The sequence below is a fragment of the Bradyrhizobium sp. CCBAU 65884 genome, assembly GCF_028128835.1.
Classification (GTDB): Bacteria; Pseudomonadota; Alphaproteobacteria; order Rhizobiales; family Xanthobacteraceae; genus Bradyrhizobium; species Bradyrhizobium ottawaense.
The window spans coordinates 283,431-303,456 of record NZ_LBJU01000131.1; the positions used below are offsets into that span (position 1 = coordinate 283,431).

General features: G+C 65.1%; 20 protein-coding genes and 1 pseudogene. 6 read left to right on the forward strand and 15 right to left on the reverse strand.

Annotated features, from left to right (window positions below):
- Positions 1-2 precede the first annotated feature (2 nt).
- From XI03_RS34525 to XI03_RS34535, 3 genes are read right to left on the reverse strand one after another with little or no spacing between them, the layout of a single operon-like run.
- Positions 3-2,807: a DUF4159 domain-containing protein gene (locus XI03_RS34525; RefSeq protein ID WP_271594594.1), complete on the reverse strand. Its 2,805-nt coding sequence runs from the start codon at positions 2,805-2,807 to the stop codon at positions 3-5.
- On the reverse strand, positions 2,804-3,748 hold the full coding sequence (locus XI03_RS34530) for a DUF58 domain-containing protein (protein ID WP_271594595.1): 945 nt from the start codon (positions 3,746-3,748) through the stop codon (positions 2,804-2,806). The genes XI03_RS34525 and XI03_RS34530 overlap by 4 nt, the downstream gene beginning before the upstream one ends.
- Positions 3,748-4,746 (reverse strand): AAA family ATPase, encoded by a 999-nt coding sequence (locus XI03_RS34535; protein WP_018323293.1) that lies wholly within the window; start codon positions 4,744-4,746, stop codon positions 3,748-3,750. Before XI03_RS34535 ends, XI03_RS34530 begins: the two co-directional genes overlap by 1 nt.
- A 297-nt stretch (positions 4,747-5,043) precedes the next feature.
- Between XI03_RS34535 and XI03_RS34540 the strand changes: the two genes are divergently transcribed.
- The 6 genes from XI03_RS34540 (at position 5,044) to XI03_RS34565 (ending at position 8,955) form a co-directional block, all read left to right on the forward strand.
- Positions 5,044-5,655 (forward strand): DUF1285 domain-containing protein, encoded by a 612-nt coding sequence (locus XI03_RS34540; protein WP_271594596.1) that lies wholly within the window; start codon positions 5,044-5,046, stop codon positions 5,653-5,655.
- Positions 5,652-6,323: a CoA pyrophosphatase gene (locus XI03_RS34545; protein WP_028141716.1), complete on the forward strand. Its 672-nt coding sequence runs from the start codon at positions 5,652-5,654 to the stop codon at positions 6,321-6,323. Before XI03_RS34540 ends, XI03_RS34545 begins: the two co-directional genes overlap by 4 nt.
- Complete coding sequence (locus tag XI03_RS34550) at positions 6,320-6,583, forward strand: DUF6111 family protein (protein WP_028141715.1); 264 nt, start codon at positions 6,320-6,322, stop codon at positions 6,581-6,583. Before XI03_RS34545 ends, XI03_RS34550 begins: the two co-directional genes overlap by 4 nt.
- A gap of 10 nt (positions 6,584-6,593) precedes the next feature.
- Positions 6,594-7,862: a CCA tRNA nucleotidyltransferase gene (locus tag XI03_RS34555; protein WP_038948318.1), complete on the forward strand. Its 1,269-nt coding sequence runs from the start codon at positions 6,594-6,596 to the stop codon at positions 7,860-7,862.
- Positions 7,859-8,629, forward strand: coding sequence for a sulfite exporter TauE/SafE family protein (locus XI03_RS34560; RefSeq protein WP_028141713.1), 771 nt, complete (start codon positions 7,859-7,861; stop codon positions 8,627-8,629). The genes XI03_RS34555 and XI03_RS34560 overlap by 4 nt, the downstream gene beginning before the upstream one ends.
- Positions 8,630-8,778: 149 nt before the next feature.
- Positions 8,779-8,955, forward strand: coding sequence for a hypothetical protein (locus XI03_RS34565; protein WP_271594597.1), 177 nt, complete (start codon positions 8,779-8,781; stop codon positions 8,953-8,955).
- Positions 8,956-9,009: 54 nt separating this feature from the next.
- Here the strand turns inward: XI03_RS34565 and XI03_RS34570 are convergent, their stop codons facing one another.
- The 12 genes and pseudogenes from XI03_RS34570 to queE all read right to left on the reverse strand — a co-directional run bounded on the left by XI03_RS34570 (position 9,010) and on the right by queE (position 20,019).
- Positions 9,010-9,912, reverse strand: a complete 903-nt coding sequence (locus tag XI03_RS34570; RefSeq protein WP_271594598.1) for a universal stress protein — start codon at positions 9,910-9,912, stop codon at positions 9,010-9,012.
- Between the two features lie 183 nt (positions 9,913-10,095).
- Positions 10,096-10,266 carry a hypothetical protein gene (locus XI03_RS34575; RefSeq protein ID WP_154694107.1) on the reverse strand — a complete coding sequence of 57 codons (171 nt, stop codon included), beginning with the start codon at positions 10,264-10,266 and terminating at the stop codon, positions 10,096-10,098.
- A 369-nt stretch (positions 10,267-10,635) separates the two neighbouring features.
- On the reverse strand, positions 10,636-10,986 hold the full coding sequence (gene mnhG, locus XI03_RS34580; protein ID WP_038948315.1) for a monovalent cation/H(+) antiporter subunit G: 351 nt from the start codon (positions 10,984-10,986) through the stop codon (positions 10,636-10,638).
- Complete coding sequence (locus tag XI03_RS34585) at positions 10,983-11,264, reverse strand: K+/H+ antiporter subunit F (RefSeq protein ID WP_028141712.1); 282 nt, start codon at positions 11,262-11,264, stop codon at positions 10,983-10,985. The genes mnhG and XI03_RS34585 overlap by 4 nt, the downstream gene beginning before the upstream one ends.
- Positions 11,261-11,749: a Na+/H+ antiporter subunit E gene (locus tag XI03_RS34590; protein ID WP_271594599.1), complete on the reverse strand. Its 489-nt coding sequence runs from the start codon at positions 11,747-11,749 to the stop codon at positions 11,261-11,263. The genes XI03_RS34585 and XI03_RS34590 overlap by 4 nt, the downstream gene beginning before the upstream one ends.
- Positions 11,746-13,368, reverse strand: coding sequence for a monovalent cation/H+ antiporter subunit D (locus tag XI03_RS34595; protein ID WP_271594600.1), 1,623 nt, complete (start codon positions 13,366-13,368; stop codon positions 11,746-11,748). Before XI03_RS34595 ends, XI03_RS34590 begins: the two co-directional genes overlap by 4 nt.
- Positions 13,365-13,706: a Na+/H+ antiporter subunit C gene (locus XI03_RS34600; RefSeq protein ID WP_152103383.1), complete on the reverse strand. Its 342-nt coding sequence runs from the start codon at positions 13,704-13,706 to the stop codon at positions 13,365-13,367. Before XI03_RS34600 ends, XI03_RS34595 begins: the two co-directional genes overlap by 4 nt.
- Positions 13,706-16,628: pseudogene (locus XI03_RS34605) on the reverse strand (monovalent cation/H+ antiporter subunit A). The gene XI03_RS34600 and the pseudogene XI03_RS34605 overlap by 1 nt, the downstream one beginning before the upstream one ends.
- A 543-nt stretch (positions 16,629-17,171) precedes the next feature.
- The gene (locus XI03_RS34610; RefSeq protein ID WP_028141708.1) at positions 17,172-17,378 is read right to left on the reverse strand and encodes a YodC family protein; all 207 of its coding nucleotides are present in this window, start codon (positions 17,376-17,378) and stop codon (positions 17,172-17,174) included.
- A gap of 364 nt (positions 17,379-17,742) precedes the next feature.
- A complete protein-coding gene (locus tag XI03_RS34615; protein ID WP_271594601.1) occupies positions 17,743-18,483 on the reverse strand; it encodes an HAD family hydrolase in 741 nt (246 codons plus the stop codon).
- Positions 18,480-19,367: an oxygen-dependent coproporphyrinogen oxidase gene (hemF, locus tag XI03_RS34620; protein WP_271594602.1), complete on the reverse strand. Its 888-nt coding sequence runs from the start codon at positions 19,365-19,367 to the stop codon at positions 18,480-18,482. Before hemF ends, XI03_RS34615 begins: the two co-directional genes overlap by 4 nt.
- Before the next feature lie 19 nt (positions 19,368-19,386).
- Complete coding sequence (queE, locus tag XI03_RS34625; RefSeq protein WP_028141705.1) at positions 19,387-20,019, reverse strand: 7-carboxy-7-deazaguanine synthase; 633 nt, start codon at positions 20,017-20,019, stop codon at positions 19,387-19,389.
- Positions 20,020-20,026 lie beyond the last annotated feature (7 nt).

A 20,026-nucleotide genomic window follows, 5' to 3' on the forward strand; every position in this document is an offset into this window, starting at 1 on the left:
TCCTATTGCCCCAGCCGTTCGATCAGGGCCGGTGCGTGCACCTGGTCGGCCTTGTAATTGCCGGTCAGCGTGTACATCACGATGTTGGCGCCGGCGCGGTAGGCGAATTCGCGCTGGCGGGTGTCGCCGCCGGTCACCGGCAGCATGGCCTGGCCGTCGGGCCGCACCGCCCAGGCGCCGGCAAGATCGTTCGAGGTGATGATGATCGGCGAGACGCCGTCGCCACCGCGCGCCGGCCGCTGCGCGCTGTCCTCGTCCTCGTCGCGCGGCAGGGTCTCGACCCAGGTCTGGCCGGTGACGAAGCGACCGGGGAAGTCGCGCAGCAGATAGAAGGTCTTGGTCAGCACGTGCTCGCGCGGCACCGGCTCGAGCTCGGGCACGTCGAGCGACGACAGGATCTCGCGCAGCGTTTGCATGCCCGGGGTCTGCGCGGCGCCGTTGGCGCCCGGCGGCGCTTCGATCGCGTCGCGGGTGTCGAACAGCACGGTGCCGCCCTGCTTCATGTAGGCGTCGATCTTGTTGATGGCGTCCTGCGGCGGCTTGGGCGCGCCCGGCACGATCGGCCAGTAGATCAGCGGGAAGAAGGCGAGTTCGTCGCGCGCGGGGTCGATGCCGACGGGATCGCCGGCCTCGAGCGCGGTGCGCTGCGCCAGGAACAGCGTCAGTCCGGACATGCCGGCCCTGACGATGGAATCGACGTCGGCATTGCCTGTGACGACATAGGCGAGGCGGGTCTGCGACGTCGCCTTCATCGCGAAATCGTCCGCGGCGCTGTCGGCGCGTGACGGCGCGGGCGAGAGCGAGGCGAACAGCAGGCCAAGCACGATCATTGCGGGCGCTGCGCGGCGGCGCAGCAGCGCGGCGATCCCGCCGCCGAGCACCGCGACGATGATGGCGTCGATCAGGAACAACGCGAGCGCCGTCGACAGCAGCCAGCCGCGCAGGTCCCGCGGCTCGGCATTGGTGTAGGTGGCGTGCCGGGCGCGCAGGCTCGCGGTGTTGAGCGCGGCGATGCGGTCGGCGCTGGCAAGTGTGTTCACGGCAAGCGGTCCTTCGGCCGGGCCATAGAAGCCCGGAGGATGATCTGACGTGGCGCGGTCGCGGTAATCCGCGGGCAGCGGCTTTGCGCTCGCCGGCGGCGGGCCGAACGCGCCAAAACCGTCGAGAATGTGCAGCGGCGCCACCGTCTCGATGGTCGCTTCGCTGGCAACGCCTGGGCCTGGCTTTGACGTGTAGCCCGACATGTCGACGACCCGCCGGAGCATTTCGACGAAGGTGCCCGACATCGGCAGATCCGACCAGCGCATGTCGGCGCTGACGTGGAACAGGCTGACGAGGCCCTTGCCGCGATGCTCGCCGGTGACCAGCGGCGTGCCGTCTTCCAGCGAGGCCCAGCTCTTGGTGGCGAGCACGGCATCGGGCTCGGCCAGCACCTGGCGGCTCACGGTGACATCCTTGGGGACAGCGACGCCGGCAAACGGTCCGTCGGCCGCGAAGGTCGCAAGATGCTGCGGCTTCTCCCAGGTCAGGCTGCCGCCGAGCGTGCGGCCGCCCTTGCGCAGTTTGACCGGCACGAGGTCGTCCTCGGCCTGCGCCAGCCGGGGGCCGGCGAAGCGCGCCAGCACGCCGCCCTGGTCGACCCAGGCATTGAGGCGCTCGCGCAGCTCCGGCGCGATGGTGCCGACATCGGCGAGGATGATCATCGGCAGCTTCTGGTCCAAGAATTGTGTGATGCCCTGCTGCGGCGAACCCTTGTCGGCGAGCCTGACGTCGGCGAACGGCGCCAGCGCGCGGGTGAGATAGAAGGTCGGCGCCAGCAGCGGCTGCGCGGTCTCGCTGGTCGCACCCGAGACGATGCCGATGGCGCGGCGGCGCCAGCGCTTGTCGAGCAGCTGCACCGCGCCGGCGGAGCGCTCGCCCGAGATCTCGAGCCGCGTGATGTCGTTGCGCAGCTCGACCGGCAGATCGAACGCCGCGTCGGTCTCCTTGTCCTGCGGACCGAACGTATAGCGGGCCTCTCCGATCGGCGAGGCCTTCTGGTCCAGCGCGCGCACGGTGCCCATGGCGATGCCGCTGTCGGTGCGCAGCACCTTCACCGTCATCTTCGCCGCGGCGTTCTCGGCCGCGACCAGCGCCAGCGGCGAGGAGGTGCCGCCTTCGAACACGATCAGGCTGCGATCGCCGATGGTCTTGCCGAGGCCAGCGACGAAGTCCTCGCCGCGGCCGGTGTCGACGCCGTCGGACAGCCAGGCGATCTCGCAGTCGCCGGTGGCTTTCAGGAAGCGGTCGACCGCGGCCAGCGTCTCGACGCGGTCGATCGAATAGGGCTTTGGCGCGAGCTGCCGCAGCGCGACGCGCGCCGCGCCCGCCGGCATCAGGGTGATGTCGCGGTTCGGCTCGGATAGCGGCACCAGCGCGATGGCGCGGCGGTCGTTTTCGGCATTGGCGATCAGCTCGTCGGCGGCCCTGATCCTGACGTCCCAGTGCGACGCGGCGCTCCAGCCGTCGTCGAGCATGATCATCAGCGGCGCCTTGCTGTCGGCTGCGCCTGTTTGCGGATTCCAGATCGGGCCGGCGGCCGCGAAAATGACGAGAGCCGCAGCGAGGAGACGCAACGCGGTCAGCCACCACGGCGTCCGCGAGGGCGTCTCCTCCCGCGGCGCGATGTCGAACAGCAGGCGCGTCGGCGGAAACTCGATGCGGCGCGGCCGCGGCGGCATCACGCGTAAGAGCCACCACAGCACGGGCAGGCTGACGAGGCCGATCAGGAGCAGCGGTTCGGTGAAGGCGAGCGGCAGTCCCATCATGCGGCCGGCCCCACCTTGATCGTCGCGGTGCGGGCGCCCGACTTGCTCACCTGCATGCCGGCATGCAGGAACAGCAGCAGCTCGGCGGCGGAGCGGTCGGTGGCGTGCGTGGTGAACAGCCAGTCCAGCTTGTTGGTCTCGGCGCGGATCTGGTCGCGGTGCAGCGCGAGCCGCGCGGTGTAATCCTGCGCCCAGCTCTCGGCGCGGCCGGCGGTGATCACGCCGAAGCCTTCGGGCTCGACGAACTCGACGCGGCCGGAATAGGGGAATGACTCTTCGGCGGGATCGACGATTTGCACCATGGCGCCATGCGCGCCGGAGCCGGAGAGGCCTGTGAGCGTCGTCTTGATTTCCGCGATCGGCGACCAGAAATCCGACAGCACGATGATCTCGGCCAGCGCCGCCGGCACAAAGGACGGCGGCAGGCTGAGGCGGTCGGCATCGTCATGCAGCATCGCCTGCGCCATCTTGTCGATCACGCTGCGGCTCGCGGTCGGCGCCATCAGGCCGGGAATGCCGACACGCTCGCCGCCGGACACCAGCAGCTCGGCCAGCGCGAAGGCGACGATCAGCGTGCGCTCGAGCTTGGACTCGCGCGCGGTCTTCGAGGCGAACGCCATCGACGGCGAGCGGTCCGGCCAGATCCACACCGTGTGCGAGGCTTCCCATTCGAGCTCGCGGACATAGAGATGGTCGTCGCGCGCCGATCGGCGCCAGTCGACGTTCTGTGCCGGCTCGCCGGAGACGAAGCGGCGGTATTGCCAGAAATTCTCGCCGGAGCCGGCGCGGCGCCTTCCGTGCAGGCCGTGGATGACGTTGGCGGCGATGCGGCGGGCTTCGAGCACCAGGCGCGGCAAGGAAGCTGCGAGCGTGCGGCTTTCGCCATCGGCACGTCGGATCGCGATGATCTCCTTCGCTGTGTGCCCGTTCTCCGCTGCCATCAACCGATCCGTGTCTTCAATTGCCGGATCACGTCCGGAATCGTGCGGCCCTCGGCGCGCGCCTGGAACGTCAGCGCCATGCGGTGCTTCAGCACGGGCTCAGCGAGGTCGAGCACGTCGTCGACCGACGGCGCCAGGCGTCCGTCGATCAGCGCCCGCGCGCGCACGGCCAGCATCAAGGATTGGCTGGCGCGCGGGCCGGGGCCCCAGGCGATGAACTTGCCGGCTTCGCCGGCGTCCGGACCAGGACGGGCCGAGCGCACCAGCGACAGGATCGCCTCGACGACGGAATCGCCGACCGGCAGGCGCCGGATCAGCCGCTGCGCCGTGATCAGCGCGTCCGCGGTCATCGAACCCCTCGCCAGCGTCTCCTCGGCGCCGGTGGTCTCGAACAGGATGCGGCGTTCGGCGTCGCGATCGGGATAGTCGACGTCGATCTCCATCAGGAAACGGTCGAGCTGCGCTTCGGGCAGCGGATAGGTGCCTTCCTGCTCCAGCGGGTTTTGCGTCGCCAGCACGTGGAAAGGCTTCGGCAGATCGTGGCGCGCGCCGGCCACGGTGATGTGCTGCTCCTGCATCGCCTGCAGCAGCGCCGATTGCGTGCGCGGGCTGGCGCGGTTGATCTCGTCCGCCATCAAGAGCTGCGCGAACACCGGACCTGCGATGAAGCGGAAGGCGCGCCTCCCCGCGGTGCTCTCATCCAGCACCTCGGCGCCGAGAATGTCCGACGGCATCAGATCGGGCGTGAACTGGATGCGCTTGGCATCGAGACCGAGCGTCACGCCGAGCGTCTCGACCAGCTTGGTCTTGGCAAGGCCGGGCACGCCGATCAGCAGCGCATGGCCACCGGAGAGGATGGTGACCAGCGTGTTCTCGATCACGCGATCCTGGCCGAAGATGACGGACGCGATCGCATCCTTCGCCGCGCGAATCTGGCTCGACACCTGCTCGGCCGAACGAACGATCCCGTCCTCGAGTTTCTCGACACTCTCCGCCATCCGTTTAGCTCCTTCAGCCTGCCACGCGGCTTGCTTGCGCCGTCACGTCACCACGTCACGGATCATCACGTCAGATCATCACGTCAACTCATGGGCCTATGCTAGACTTGCAGGAAGGCCATGTATTCGTTGAATTAACCTATCCCCACCTTATCGGCTTCGGGTTATGTACGGCATCACGAAGTGGCGACCTCCCCCACCGGACTAATCCGGGGTGGAACCGTGCAACGGATTACAACGTAGACGTACAAGTCAGACCTGCACCAATCGTGCCAACGGACAAAGTCAGGGCAAACCATGGCGAACCAAGGGCAGAGCGCCGATCGCGGTCTTGAGGGGCTGACTGCCGCCGCCAAAAGTGCTGCAAATGCCGAAGGCGCCAAGAGGGGGCTGCCTCCGGTGCATCTGTGGAATCCGCCGTTTTGCGGCGATCTCGACATCCGAATCGCCTCCGATGGTACTTGGTTCTACTTGGGGACGCCAATCGGGCGCCCCGCTCTGGTGCGGCTGTTCTCGACCATCCTCAAGCGCGAGGGCGACAAGCATTTCCTGGTCACGCCGGTGGAGAAGGTCGGCATCCGGGTCGACGACGCGCCCTTCATGGCAGTCGAGATGCAGAAGGACGGCGAGGGCAACCACCGCGTGCTGCGCTTCCGCACCAATGTCGACGACTGGGTCACCTGCGATGCCGCGCACCGGCTGCGTTTCGAGCAGGCCAGGGACGGCGGGCTGACGCCTTATCTGCACGTTCGCGCCGAGCTCTGGGCCAAGGTCACAAGGGCGCTCTATTACGATCTGGTTGACATGGGCGAGGAGCGGATGGTCGATGGCCAGCCGATGTTCGGCGTCGAATCGGCTGGCGAATTCTTCGCCATGGCCGATGCGGAGCAGGTGAGGGCCGCGCTTTGAACAAGCCTATCTTGAAGAGCGATCCTGTCGCCGCCGGCGCGGCGGATTTCTTCGCCCGCTCCAGGGCGAAGCTCGGCTTCGACGTTCCGCTCGGCCTCTACGATCCGAACATCATTCCCGCCTCGGGCGATCCCGGCACCGACAAGATGCTCGAGATCGTCGCGCGCGAGCAGCCGGTGCGCCCCGCGGCGGTCCTGATCGCGGTGGTCGATCATCCCGAGCCGACCATCTTGCTGACGCAGCGCTCGGCGCATCTCAACGACCATGCCGGCCAGATCGCTTTCCCCGGCGGCAAGATCGACGCCACCGACGCCTCGCCGCTGGATGCGGCGCTGCGCGAGGCCGAGGAGGAGGTCGGGCTGTCCAGAGACTTCGTCGAGCCGATCGGTTATCTCGATCTCTACGGCACCGCCTTCGGCTTCCGCATCCTGCCGACGGTCGCCAGGGTCAGGCCCGGCTTCGAGCTCACCATCAACCATTCCGAGGTTGATGATGCGTTCGAGGTGCCGCTATCCTTCCTGATGAACCCGGTGAACCACCAGGTGCACAGCAAGGAATTCCGCGGCATGGAGCGGTTCTACTACGCGATGCCGTTCGCGGAACGCTACATCTGGGGTGCGACGGCCGGCATGCTGCGTGTGCTGTATGAGCGGATCTATTCATCATGATCCGGCCGGTTCTGACCGAGATCGGAATCTTCCTCATTCCCTTTGCCGTCTACGCCTTGTTCCTGGCCGCGACGCGGTCCGGCCTGTTCGCGCGTTCCTCCTGGCCGGTCGCGGTCGTCGCGCGTCTTGCGCTGGCGGCGATCGTGCTGGTCATTGCGGGCCTGATCGGACTTGCGCACTTCTCCGGCGCCGCTCCGGATTCGACTTACGTTCCCGCCCATATCGAGAACGGCCGGCTGGTGCCGGGCGTGGAAAAATAGGGGCCGCACGATGAGCGCGGAGCCGATCCTTGCCCCGATTCTTGCCGATGCGCCCTGGCTGACCGCAGGCGGGACCGCGCGCGTCCTGCAATTGCTCAACGTCGACGGCGAGGAAGCGCGCGTGGTCGGCGGCGCCGTACGCAACGCGCTGCTCGGTCTTCAGCCCGGCGACATCGACATCGCGACCACCGCGCGGCCGGAGGAGGTGATCCGGCGCGCCAAGGCCGCCGGCATCAAGAGCGTGCCGACCGGCATCGACCACGGCACCGTCACGCTGGTGATCGACAGCCACCCCTATGAAGTCACGACCCTGCGCGAGGACACCGAAACCTTCGGCCGCAAGGCCAAGGTCGCGTTCGGCCGCGACTGGGTCAAGGACGCCGAGCGGCGCGACTTCACCATGAACGGCCTGTCGGTCGATGCGCGCGGCGTCGTCTACGACCATGTCGGCGGCATCGCGGATGCCAAAGCGCGCCGCGTGCGCTTCATCGGCGATCCCGACCAGCGCATCACTGAAGATTATTTGCGCATCCTGCGCTTCTTCCGCATCCACGCCGCCTTTGGTGCCGGCGATCCCGATCGCGACGGCTATCTCGCCTGCATCCGGGGGCGTGCTGGTCTTGCCAGCCTCTCGGCCGAGCGGGTGCGCATGGAGATGCTGAAGCTGCTGGTGGCCGGCGGCGCATCCGCGGCCGTGCTGGCCATGGCCGAGGGCGGATTGCTGCAAGCGCTGATCGGCGGCGTTGCCTATACCGGGCCGCTGTCGGCGATGATCGCGATCGAGCGCGAACTCGGCCTCATCGCCAGCAGCACGCGGCGCCTCGCCGCGCTGACCGTCGCCGTGACCGAGGATGCCAAGCGCGTCGCCGCGCGTCTGCGGCTCTCCAATGCCGAGACCAAGGCACTGGATTCGATGGGCCACCGCTGGTGGCGCTTCGCCGCCAAGGATGAGGCCAATGCACGGCGGCTGCTCTATCGGCTCGGCCCCGAGCGCTATCACGATCGTGTGTTGCTCGGCTGGGCGCGCGCCGGTGGCGACGTCACCTCGATGCGCTGGCGCGCTCTCGCCGAGCTGCCGCAGCGCTGGACTGCGCCGAAATTTCCGCTGAAGGCCGCCGACTTCATCGCGCGCGGTCTGGCCGAAGGACCAGCGCTCGGACATGTGTTGACGCTCGCCGAGGACGCTTGGCTTGCGGCGGATTTTCCCTTAGAGGAAGCCGCACTTGCTTCCATCGCCGATCAAGCTGCGGCACGCATCAGCCGCGACGAAAGAACGTGACCATCGTCTCGGGCTTCGCCGACATCTCGATCTTTCAGCTCCTGCTGGTGGCGTTGATGGCGTTGTTTGCTTCGATCATCGGTGGTCTCGCCGGCTACGGCACCGGCGCCCTGATGCCGCTGGTGCTGGTGCCGCTGGTCGGCGCCGAGCCGGTGGTGCCGATCATCGCGATCTCCGCCATCTTCACCAATTCCAGCCGAGCCGTTGCTTACTTGCGCTACGCCGACCGCCGCCGCGCGCTGATCGTGCTCGCCTGCGCCGCGCTGACGACCGCACTCGGCGCCTACGGCTATACGCGTCTCACCAATGCCGGCGCGGCGCTCGTGATCGGCACCATGCTGATCCTGAGCGTGCCGCTGCGCCGCGTCCTCCGCCGCCGAAAGGTCAAGATCGGCGACAGCGGCCTTGCCGCCGGGTCGGTCGGCTACGGCGTGCTGGTCGGCGGCACCTCGGGCTCAGGCGTGATCCTGCTGTCGCTGCTGATGGCCGCAGGCCTCGAAGGCGCCGCCGTGATCGCAACAGACGCGATGATCTCGCTCGGCACCGGCCTCATCAAGATCTCAGTGTTCGGCCTCGCCGGTGCCGTGACCGCGCAGGTGCTCGCCTTCGCGCTGCTGATCGGAGCGATCGCGATCCCCGGCGCGTTCCTGGCAAAGGCCTTCGTGGAGCGGATGCCGGTGCACATCCACACCGTGATCCTCGATGTCGCCGTGATCACCGGAGGGCTGGTGATGATCTCGGCGGCGGCGAGGCAACTGATCGGGTAGCTGCTTCCTTCAGTGCCGAGGACTCGTCTGAATATCGTTGAAGCTTGAACGCAACACCTTTCGCTTCATTGCGTTGACTCTGGACTTTGGCGTCACAATCCTGGTGGCAGACCGGTTGGTAGCCAAGTGCCAGACGTGGAGATTAGGCTATGCCCAAGCAGTACGAGACGCTGGAGCAGCGGGAGAAGCGTGAACTCGACGAGGAACTCGATCGACAATTGCAGCAGACGTTTCCAGCCAGTGATCCGCCGAAAATCACGCGGAGTCCGATCAGACGAACCGCACCAAGGTTGGCTGCCCGCGACGCCGAACGACGACGCCGCTAGGTTCGGCGCCCCTCTCGGCCCTGTGAACGGCACGGGGATGAGCCACGGCACGCCTCACGCCTTCGGTTCGGACGCGACTGCCTCCTTCGCCATCCCGAGCTTGGGGCTGGCGGGAGGGACGACCAGGACGTCCACGTTCAGCGAGCGCAGGACTTCCTCCGTTACGCTCCCGATCAACGCCCGAAGCAATCCGGATCGGCCGTGCGTACCCATCACGAGCATGTCGGGCCGCTTCTCCTCGACGGCACGGGTGATGATCTGCATGGGTCCGCCTTCCCCGACGCGAAGAGACCATCGTCGCGTGCCGAACTCGTTGGTCACCAGAAAACTGGTCAGTTCCTCCATTGCCCTGTGACGTTCGCTCTCGACATATCCGGTGATGACGGCCGAGCTAGCCCCAGAGCTGATCAATCGCGTCTTGGCCATCGGCGAGAAGGCGTGAAGAAGCGTCGCTCCGTCTTCTTCCAGAAGTCCGGTGGACAGGCCGATGCGGATTGCTTCAGCCGATGTTTCTGACATGTCGACCGGCACCAGAACCCGTTCATAGCGCCGCTGGGCCTCGTTGTTCACCATCAGCACGGGATATTTTCCACCGCGAATGACACGTTCGATGGTGGTCCCTGTAAAAATATCGCGCAAAAATTGCTTGCGATGGCCGCCCATCACGATGAGATCTGCGCCGACTGCTGCGGCCGCGCGCAATATCCCGTCGAAGGGATGGCCCTTGACGACGGTCGGATAGCAGCGAGCGTCATGCAGCTCGGGCATGGACCCGATCTGCTCCACCAGCACCCGCTGTGCCTCCCGTTCTTCCATGCGGACCAGATCGGCCGGCTGGTCTTCATCAACGACGTGAACAAGGTGCAGCTCGGCACGGCGGGAGCGAGCCAGAAGGCCAGCTTGCCGGAGCGCGCGATGGGAGCGCGTAGAGAAATCCGTCGCAGCGACGATGATCATGTCAGGACCCTCATATTGGCCAACGATGGCAGGTCGATTTCGTGCCAGCGGTGGTAATTCGATTGGCTTGGAAGCGGACCGCGAACGCGCGGACGCGCCGCGAGAGGCGGAGCGCGGTAACGCGTCGCGGTCAAAAGCAAATGGTGTACACGGCGGCAGGGGGTGACAAAGCACCCTCCAAAGTCACCTTTTCGGATCGCGAGGAATCGGCGGCGGACGGCGCGCAAATGCCGCGCGGAATCCGTCGGGATCGCAAATCCAGATGAACATCATCCACGAGGTCAGGACGAGCAACGCTGAAAATACCGACATGAGGAACTCCCGGCTTGGTTTGGAATCGTCGAGTTGCCGCACCCGGGCGATCCGCAATCGCCCGGGTCACCGGCCGATCTGCAGCCGGTTCCCCTGAATTCGATCTCGTAGCACTTTGGTCATCACGGCCTCTGTTTGGGATGCAGCCGATTTCCGAGCGGCATCCCGCATTGCTGGCGTGTCTGAAGCCTCGCCCCTCGGAAGCGCGGCGCGTGCCGAACGCGGAGCCAATTGCTCCGGTCGCACGGCCGGCTGAAGGTTGCGGCGAACTCGCGCGCAGCTCGGCATCATCCACGCGCTAGACGTAGGCATTTGCCGCGAGAATCAAATGCGACATTTAGCCGGCCTTGGCCGATCCGCAGAGCCGTCTGCAATCAGCGCTTGGTCGTTTGTGGCGCCGCGTGCTTCGTCCTAATTATTCTCCGGTTCGCGCGCTGGCGGACTTTGTTCGGCGGTATCGCGGAATCGGGCTGCGCCGACCAACACAGTCAGCGCGATAGGGGTGGTCACGACGCCAAGCCCTACAATCAGGATTTCGTGCAACACCGGTCTGCTCTGCAGGACCGAGAAGTAGACCATCGAAGCGGCCGCGATGAAGACGGTGCCGAGCGTCGTCCCCAGCGTCGGCGCATGGACCCGCTCGTAAAATGTGCCGAGACGCAACAGGCCGAGCGAACCGACAAGCGTGACGGCCGCGCCAGTGAGCAGAAGAACTGCCGTGAGAACCGCAGCCCAGGGCGGCAATTGTTCGATGCCGTTCATTCGATCACCTCGCCGCGGAGCAGAAACTTGGCCAGTGCAACCGTCGCGACGAAGCCGAACAGCGCCATGGCCAGAGCCGCCTCGAAATAAAGCGCTTCGCCGGATCGAATCCCGAACGTCAGAAGCAACAACATCGCGTTCACGGACAACGTGTCGAAGCCCAGGACGCGATCCTGTGCCCGCGGCCCTAGAAAGATGCGGAAGGCGCCGCAGCCGATCGCCAACCCGAGCAGCACTTGCGCGGCAACGAGCGAGTAGGTCAGCATGAGCTGGCTCATTCGAATATCTCCAGCAGATGGCGTTCGTAGCGGTCCTTGATCGTGCGGATCCACTCGTTTTCATCGACGAGGTCCAGAACATGGATCATCAACGAACCCTTCTGAGCGTCGAAATTCACCCACAGCGTTCCGGGGGTCGACGTGATGATGCAAGCCAATGAGGCCAACCCGTACGGGTTGCGCATGTCGAGGGGAAGTTTCACGAAACCCGCCGTTCGCTGTCGCCGTCCAAAACCGAGAACGATCTGTCCAACCGCCAGATTGGAGCGGACGATGTCGACCGCGACCAGTCCCAACAGTCGCAGAATGACGCCGGGTCGTCTGACCCGCACGCTCGGTAACTCCAGCACGGTGAGAATCCGCCCGCCGACGAGCGCGACCATGCAGCCGAGGAGGATGTGCCCGAGCGTGGCTGCTTGATTGAGCAGCAGCCACAATGCGAGAAGGCAGAAGCTCACGATCGGAAAGGGCAGAAAGCGTGTCATTTGCCCTCCGCTTTTCGGCTGCCTTCGGGGGCGGCCTCCAGGACGTCGCTGACGTAGCCCGCCGGCGCGTGCAGAGATTGTGCCGTAGCCTGCATGAAACGGATCACGGGACCGGCCAGGACCGTTTGGGCGGCGCAGATGATCAGCAGGAACATGATCGGCGCCATCTCGATCACGCGCACGCGCGGCACGGTGCGATCGGGCGAGGCCCAGAAGATGCGGATTCCCGCGCGGGCCATCGCGACCAACGTCGCGAAACCAGAGAAGATCAGCACAACGAGAAGCGCCCATCCGCTGCCGGGAACGGCGCCGTTTTGATGCGTTTCTGTCGGATTGAGCGCCGCCGCGAGCAGCGCGAATTTAGCGATGAAGCCGGACAGCGGAGGCAGCCCGGCGATGACCAGCGCACAGCCGATGAAAGCGACGCCGAGTAAGCCCATCGTGGCTACGATGGCGGTGCCGACGTCCTCTTCCGCTTCGCCTGTCTCGTCCTCTTCTCCATAGGCTTCCCGGGTGACGGCGATCATGTCCGCTCCAGGTTCGCGGCCGCGTTCGATGAGCTCGACGAGAAGGAAGAAGGCGCTGATGCCGAGCGTCGAGCTGACCAGGTAAAAGAGCGCTGCACTGGTGATGCCGACCTGTCCCATCCCCGTGGCAGCGAGCACCGTTCCGGAGGATACGAGCACCGAAAAGCCGCCGAGGCGTGCGGTATCCTGCGATGCCAACGTGCCGATCGCTCCGAATAGGGTCGTCGCCAAGCCGCCCCACAATAACCAGTCGCTGCCGAAGCCGGCCGATGCGCCGGCGCCTTCGCCGAAAAGCAAAAGCGACAGACGCAGTAAGACATACACGCCGACCTTCGTCATGATCGCAAAGATCGACGCCACCGGCGGACTTGCGGCTGCGTAGGCCGTCGGGAGCCAGAAGCTCAGAGGCCACATTCCGGCCTTGAGCAGGAAGGCGACCGCCAGCACGCCCGCACCTGCTTCGAGCAAGCCCCGGCTCTCGGCGGCGATGGCGGGCACTCTTGCCGCGAGATCCGCCATGTTGAGCGTCCCGGTGACGCCGTAGATCAGGCTGACCCCGATCAGAAACAACAGCGACGCCGCCAGGTTCACGACGATGTAATGCAGCCCCGCCTTCACCCGTGCAATGCCGGAACCGTGCAGCAGAAGGCCGTATGATGCCGCCAGCAACAGCTCGAAGAACACGAACAGGTTGAAAAGATCGCCGGTGAGGAAGGCGCCGTTGAGGCCCATCAGCAGGAATTGAAACAGGGAATGGAAATGCGCGCCTGCCCGGTGCCAACGGGCAAGAGAGAACACCGCCGTGGCCAGCGCCAGGACGTTGGTCAGGAGCAGCATGAGGGCGGACAGCCGATCGAGAACGAGGACGATTCCGAACGGAGCAGGCCAATTGCCCAGACGGTAGACTTCCCTGGTTCCTGCATCGGACATTCCGAGCAAGACCACCGCGATGCAAACGAGTGCAACGGTTCCGGCGACATTGAGGCCTGCCACGATGGCCCGGTGTCTTTCTCCGTTGAGCAGCAGCATGCCGGCACCAGCCAGCAAAGGCAGGAGGATTGGCGCGATGACCAGACTTGCAGCGCCGCTCACGCTTCCGGCTCCTGACCGTCCACATGATCGGTCCGTGCCAGGCCGCGCGATGCGAGCAGAACCACCAGGAACAGAGCGGTGGTCGCGAAGCTGATGACGATTGCAGTCAGCACCAGCGCCTGCGGGACCGGATCAGCGTGCTTGGCGACATCGCCGATCTCCTTTGCGATAAGCACCGGAGCCCCGCTCCGCACCCGCCCCACGGCCACGATGAAGAGATTGACGGCGTAAGAGAGCAACGACAGCCCGATGATGACTTGAAACGTGCGCGGCCGGAGGATCAGCCACACGCCGGACGCCGCAAGCGTACCGATACCGATCGCCAGCACGAGCTCCATCAGACCAGTTCCTCCTTCGACCGCTCGCCGGGCAAGCGCTGGCCGGTCTGGAGTGGACCTCCGTAGCGACGCAACGATTGATGCGCGATTGCGATGAGCATCAGCACCGTGGCACCGACCACGAGCGAGAACACGCCGATGTCGAAAAGGAAGGCGCTGGCCATCGGGACACGGCCGACCAGAGGCAGCTCGGCATACGCAAAGTACGAGGTCAGGAAGGGGTATCCGAAGACGCAGGCGGCGGCTCCCGTGCCCCCCGCCAACAGAAGCCCGAAGCCCATCCAGCGCACGGGCATGACGTGAAGACGAGCTTCCACCCATGCCGTGCCGCGAGCCATGTACTGCAGGATGAACGCGGTCGCCATTGCGACGCCTGCCACGAAGCCTCCGCCTGGAAGGTCATGCCCGCGCAACAGCAGGAAGATCGCCACGACGCCGATCACCGGAAACAGCAGCCCCATCATCAGCGCCGCAGTCTCCGTTGTATCCTTGGCAGTGTCTCCCTTCTGTCGATCGGGATGCGCTTCGTCGTGGCTATCCTGCGCGTGCTGCTGTTCGGGAACGGGAATGCTCTCGGGCGCCGGACGGAAGCGGCGCAAGAGCGCGTAGACGGTCAGTGCAACGACCGCGAGCACCGTGATCTCGCCCATCGTATCGAATCCGCGGAAGTCCACCAGGATGACGTTGACCACGTTGGTTCCGCCACCTTTCGTGTACGCGTTTTCGACGAAGTATCGCGAGATGCTGTCCGTAGCCGGGTGCTGCATCACTGCCAGCGCGAGCGTGGCCAGCCCGACGCCGGCGAAGAGCGCGATAGCGAAGTCACGCACGCGGTGCCATCGAATCCTGCCGGCAGCCTGGCTCGCGCCGACCGGTGCGACGCGCTTCGGCAACCATCGCAAGCCGAGCAACAGGAGAACCGTCGTCACCGTCTCGACGACGATCTGCGTCAGCGCGACATCGGGAGCGGACAGCCACACGAAGCTGACGCAGGTCGCGAGACCGGCAGTCCCGAGCAGGATCAGCGCGACGACGCGATGGAATTTAGCCTGGACCGCAGCGCCGATGGCGCAGGCAGCGCCCACCGCCCAGAGCAATGCAAAGGCGAGGTCAAACTTGGCCCCTAGGGGATTCGCCAGCATGATGCCACGTGAATAGAGTGGCAGCAGGGCAGCGACGAACGCCACGCCGGCCAGGATCCTCAACTGTGGCTGGAGATGTCTCGTCCCGAGCTTGCTCGCCAGCCAGCGTGCAAGTCGCCAGGATAACGTCACCATCATCCAGTCAAAGATCTGCTTGCCGCTGAAGCGGCCGAGCAAGGGCGGTCCCTCGTTGACGAGGAGGTAGGAGCGCAGCATCACATAGACGCCCACCCCACCCACCATCGCCAGGATGCTCATCAGCAGTTCGGGGGTAAAGCCATGCCATATTCTCAGGCTGTACTCCGGCATCCTGGAACCGAGAACTGCTCCAGCAGCGGTATCGAGGATAGGTGCAACGGTTAACGCGGGGGCGATGCCCACGACGATACATGCAAGCACGAGAAGCTCGGCCGGAAGTCGCATCAGGAGCGGGGGCTCGTGAGGCGTGCGCGGGAGGCCGACGGGGGCCGGGCCGAAGAACACGTCGCGAATGAACCGGAGCGAATAGGCCACGCTGAAAGTGCTCGCGGCGGTGACGATATAGGGAAGCGCTCGATCGACCATCGAGTTGTCATGAATCTCGATCGTTTCGGCGAAGAACATCTCTTTCGAGAGGAATCCGTTCAGCAGCGGCACACCGGCCATCGACCCGGCGGCGACCATGGCCAGAGTCGCCGTGATCGGCATGAACGCCCAGAGACCGCTCAAGCGGCGAATGTCGCGAGTGCCGGTTTCGTGATCGATGATGCCCGCGGCCATGAACAGCGATGCCTTGAACGTGGCATGGTTCATGATGTGGAAGATCGCTGCGATCTGCCCGAACGGCGTATCCAGTCCGGTCAGGAGCGTGATCAAGCCGAGATGGCTGATCGTCGAGTAGGCCAGCAGCCCCTTCAAATCCTGCTGGAACACCGCGAGAAATGCGCCCAAGAGAAAGGTGATCAAACCAGCCGATCCCACCAGCCACAACCATTCGTTCGATCCGCCCAGGGCCGGCCAGAGCCTGACCAAAAGAAACACGCCGGCCTTCACCATCGTTGCCGAATGGAGATAAGCGGATACGGGCGTCGGAGCCGCCATCGCGTGCGGCAGCCAAAAAATGGAACGGAAATTGGGCGCTCTTGGTCAGCGCGCCGAGCAGGACCAGCACGAGTGCAGGGACATAGAGCGCGTGCGAACGGATCGCGTCTCCGGAAGCGAGCACCTTGTCCAGGTCATAGCTGCCTACGATGTGACCGATCAGCAGCACGCCGGCGAAGAGGCAAAGTCCGCCGGTCGAAGTGATCACCAGCGCCATTCGTGCGCCGTCCCTTGCAGCCGAATTGTGATGCCAGTAGCTGATCAGCAAGAACGAAAACAGGCTGGTCAGTTCCCAGAAGAAAACCAGTTGCAACAGGTTGCCGGAGAATACGATCCCCAGCATTGCGCCCATGAACGCGAGCAGGAAGGAAAAGAAGCGCGGAACGGGATCGCTTGGCGACATATAGTAGCGGGCATACAGCACCACCAGAAAGCCAATTCCGGTGACCAGCATTGCGAAGGCCCATGCGAAGCCATCAAGTCTCAGCGCAAACGCGAGTCCGAGTTCGGGCACCCACTCCGTTCGCCACCCGATGACGCCACCATTCGCGACATCGGGATAAGCCGTGGCGATGAGGCCGAACGCGGCGAGTGCAACTCCTCCGGCGAGCCATGCCTCGGCGTTGCGCGCATTGACCTGCAACAGGGCGGCAATGAAGCTTCCGGCGAAAGGAAGGACGAGAACGGCAAGGAGGAACATTTGCGTTCATTGCCCCAAACTGCGAGGTGGCGAGAGGTCGTCCGCTGGTCCTCAATTGCTTAGCCGACGCGGGCGGATATCTCTACTGCTAGATTTTCGCGATGGTGCCGACTTGAGCGGGCGGAAACTGCGGCCGCGAGAGCGCCGCGCAGAGCATAGAAGCCCCGGGGCGCGATGTGCGCCAGCCACTCATCTCGACGTGGCGGAAATTCGGAACGGTGTCACGCTATCTGCCGGAACGTTCGTTGTTCCATCGCAGGTGCGCGTGGATGCTGCGTTCGACTATATCCACCGCGGTCCAAAATTGCGGCTCACAGTCGCGTCAAACTGTCGCCCCTGTCTGCTGGAGAGCGAATGATCGCCTTTAGCGACGCGCGCCCCAGCATGATTCGAAATCAGACGAGCCGTCTACAAAGGCCTTCATCGCAAGTCCCGCAATCATCTGGCGATGTCCGCTACCGCGCCGTTGTTGGCGGAGAAGCGGACATCACGAGCGCCGGAGCGAAGCGCTCCGATCCAACGAGGATGCAGTCTTAGGTGTGCCTACTCCTCGTCTTCGTCGTCCTCGTCGTCATCATCCTCGTCCACTTCTTCCAGGCGCTCGAGCACGGCGAGCGGCAGCGTCTCGCGAAACAGGTCGCCTTCGACGCCCATCCAGAGACAGATCACGTCGTCGCCCTTCACGTTCGCGACGGTCAGCGGCTGGCCGCCGGATTTCAGCATGACGATATCGCCGGCTTTCAGTTCCATGGATGGTCCTTTCGGTTGATTGACTTAAGAAGCTAACAAGCCGGCATGACGCGCCGATCACGGGATGCGGGATCAGTGGATGTCCTGCGGCAGCGCGCATCCGCTGCCAGACTGCTGAAACGCCGATGATGGAGTGTCAAGCCGGAGCAGTCCCATTGCGAGAGGCAAAGGCGCTTCTCGGATGGGGTGCGCAGGGGGTACGTCCCGTGCGTCGCGATGATGGCATCATGCGCCTGTTTTGCCCGACAGGTCAAATCATTTCGTAAAATCAGAAATTCATTTTGCGCGTGCTGTAAGCCGTTGTAATTGCAGCAGCGCCCTACTGTGCATGGGGTTGTTTTCGATATTTTGTCTTCGGGCCCGGTTACGGCCGCTCCGGCACCAGCTCGGTCAGCGAGCGGATGATGCGGTCGGGCCTGACCGTCGAGCCTTCGGGCAGGCCGTCGCCGTGCACGTCGATCCAGATCGAATAGATGCCGAGGCGCTGCGGCGTCACCACTTCCCATTCCAGATTGTCGCCGATCATCCAGGTGTCCCTTGCGGAAACGCCCAGCGCCTCCATCGCGTGCAGATAGGCGCGCTCCTCCGGCTTGCCGAAACCGTGCTCACCCTCGATCTGGATATGGTCGAAGCGATGGGTCAACTCGAACCGCTCGACCTTGGCGCGCTGCATGTCGGCGGCGCCGTTGGTGACCAGCGCGAGCTTGATTCCGCGTGCCCTGAACGCGTCGATCGCGTCATGCGCGCCGGGGAAGACGAAGATTGCTTCCTCGCGATAGGTGGTGAAGCGGTCGGCGATGCGATCGGCGAGATCGTCGGGCAGCGCGCGATGGCCATTTGCGGCGAGCGCGGCGAAGCCGCCGCGCACCGTGAGCCTCCGCGCCTCGCCGAGCTTCATCCGCCAGATCGGCTCCGCAGTCGACCAGAACTGCCGCGCAAAGGCGAGCACCGCGGTTGCGACTTGCGGCGGCGGCAGCGGCGCCAGCTCTTCGGCAAACTCGTTCGCGATCGTGTTCCAGGCGATCTCGGGCCGGCCATAGGCCGACAGGATGGTGTCATCCATGTCGATCAGCATGGCGCGCGGCAGCGGCCTCGAAACAGTCATGGCCACTTCACCTCCGGCGGCATCGACGACAGGATCGAATCCACATTGCCGCCGGTCTTCAGCCCGAAGATGGTGCCGCGATCGTAGAGCAGGTTGAATTCGACATAGCGGCCGCGCCGGATCAATTGCTCCTCGCGGTCCGCGGCGGTCCAGCCTGCCGCCAAATTGCGCCTGACGATGTCGGGATAGATCTTCAGGAAGGCGCGGCCGACGTCCTTGGTGAAGGCGAGGTCGGCGTCCCAGTCACCGCTGTCGTGCCAGTCGTAGAAGATGCCGCCGATGCCGCGGGCCTCCTTGCGGTGCGGCAGGTAGAAATATTCGTCGCACCATTTCTTGTACTTGTCGTAGTCGGCAACGCCGTTCGGCTGGTTGCAGGCTTGCTTCATCGCGGCGTGGAAGGCGATGCTGTCGGCATCGTCCTGGGTGCGCCGTCGGTCGAGCACCGGTGTGAGATCGGCGCCGCCGCCGAACCAGGCTTTCGTGGTGACCACGAAGCGGGTGTTCATGTGCACGGTGGGCACGTTCGGATTGCGCATATGCGCGATCAGCGAGATGCCGGAGGCCCAGAATTTTGGATCGTCCGCGGCGCCGGGGATCTGGGCGCGAAATTCGGGCGCGAACTCGCCGTGCACGGTCGAGCAGTGCACGCCGACCTTCTCGAACAGGCGGCCGTGCATCATCGACATCACGCCGCCACCTCCAGCCGCGCCGGTATGGTCGGTGCGCTGCCAGGGCGTGCGCTTGAAGCGACCGGCTTCGCCTGGATAAAGGCTTTGCGGGGCGTCGTCCTCGAGCCGCTCGAAGCTGGCGCAGATGTCGTCGCGCAAGGCTTCGAACCAGGTGCGGGCGCGGGTCTTGCGGTCGTCGATCGTCGACATGTCCATCTGCATTCCCAGTCGCGTCCTATCTGATGCCGAGCGATTTATGCGTCTGCACGCTGAGCCGCCATTGTGGATGATGCAGGCAATAGTCGATCGCGCGCGCGGTGTTCTCGATGACCTCCGGTCCGTCCATCGGCTGCAGCGAAAAGCGCTCGAAGGCGAGGCCCTCGAACGTCTCGGGCGCGGCGAGGGCCTGCGGATAGACCAGCTTCAGCTCGTGGCCCTGGCGCAGCACCAGCTCGCTGCCGCCCTTGGGGCTGACGCAGATCCAGTCGAGCCCCTCCGGCGCTGCGATGGTGCCGTTGGTCTCGACGCCGATCTCGAAGCCGCGGGCGTGGAGCGCCTCGATCAGCGCGGCGTCGACCTGGAGCAGCGGCTCGCCTCCGGTCAGCACCACGTAGCGGTTGGCGGCGGCCGCAGTCCATTGCGCGGCGATGGTGTCGGCGAGCTCCGCGGCCGAGCCGTAGCGGCCGCCGAAGGTGCCGTCGGTTCCGACGAAATCCGTGTCGCAGAACTTGCAGGTGGCCTCAAGGCGGTCCGCCTCGCGGCCGCTCCAGAGGTTGCAGCCGGCAAAACGGCAGAACACGGACGCGCGCCCGGCATGGGCGCCTTCGCCTTGCAAGGTCAGGAAGATCTCCTTGACCGCGTAACTCAATCGTCTC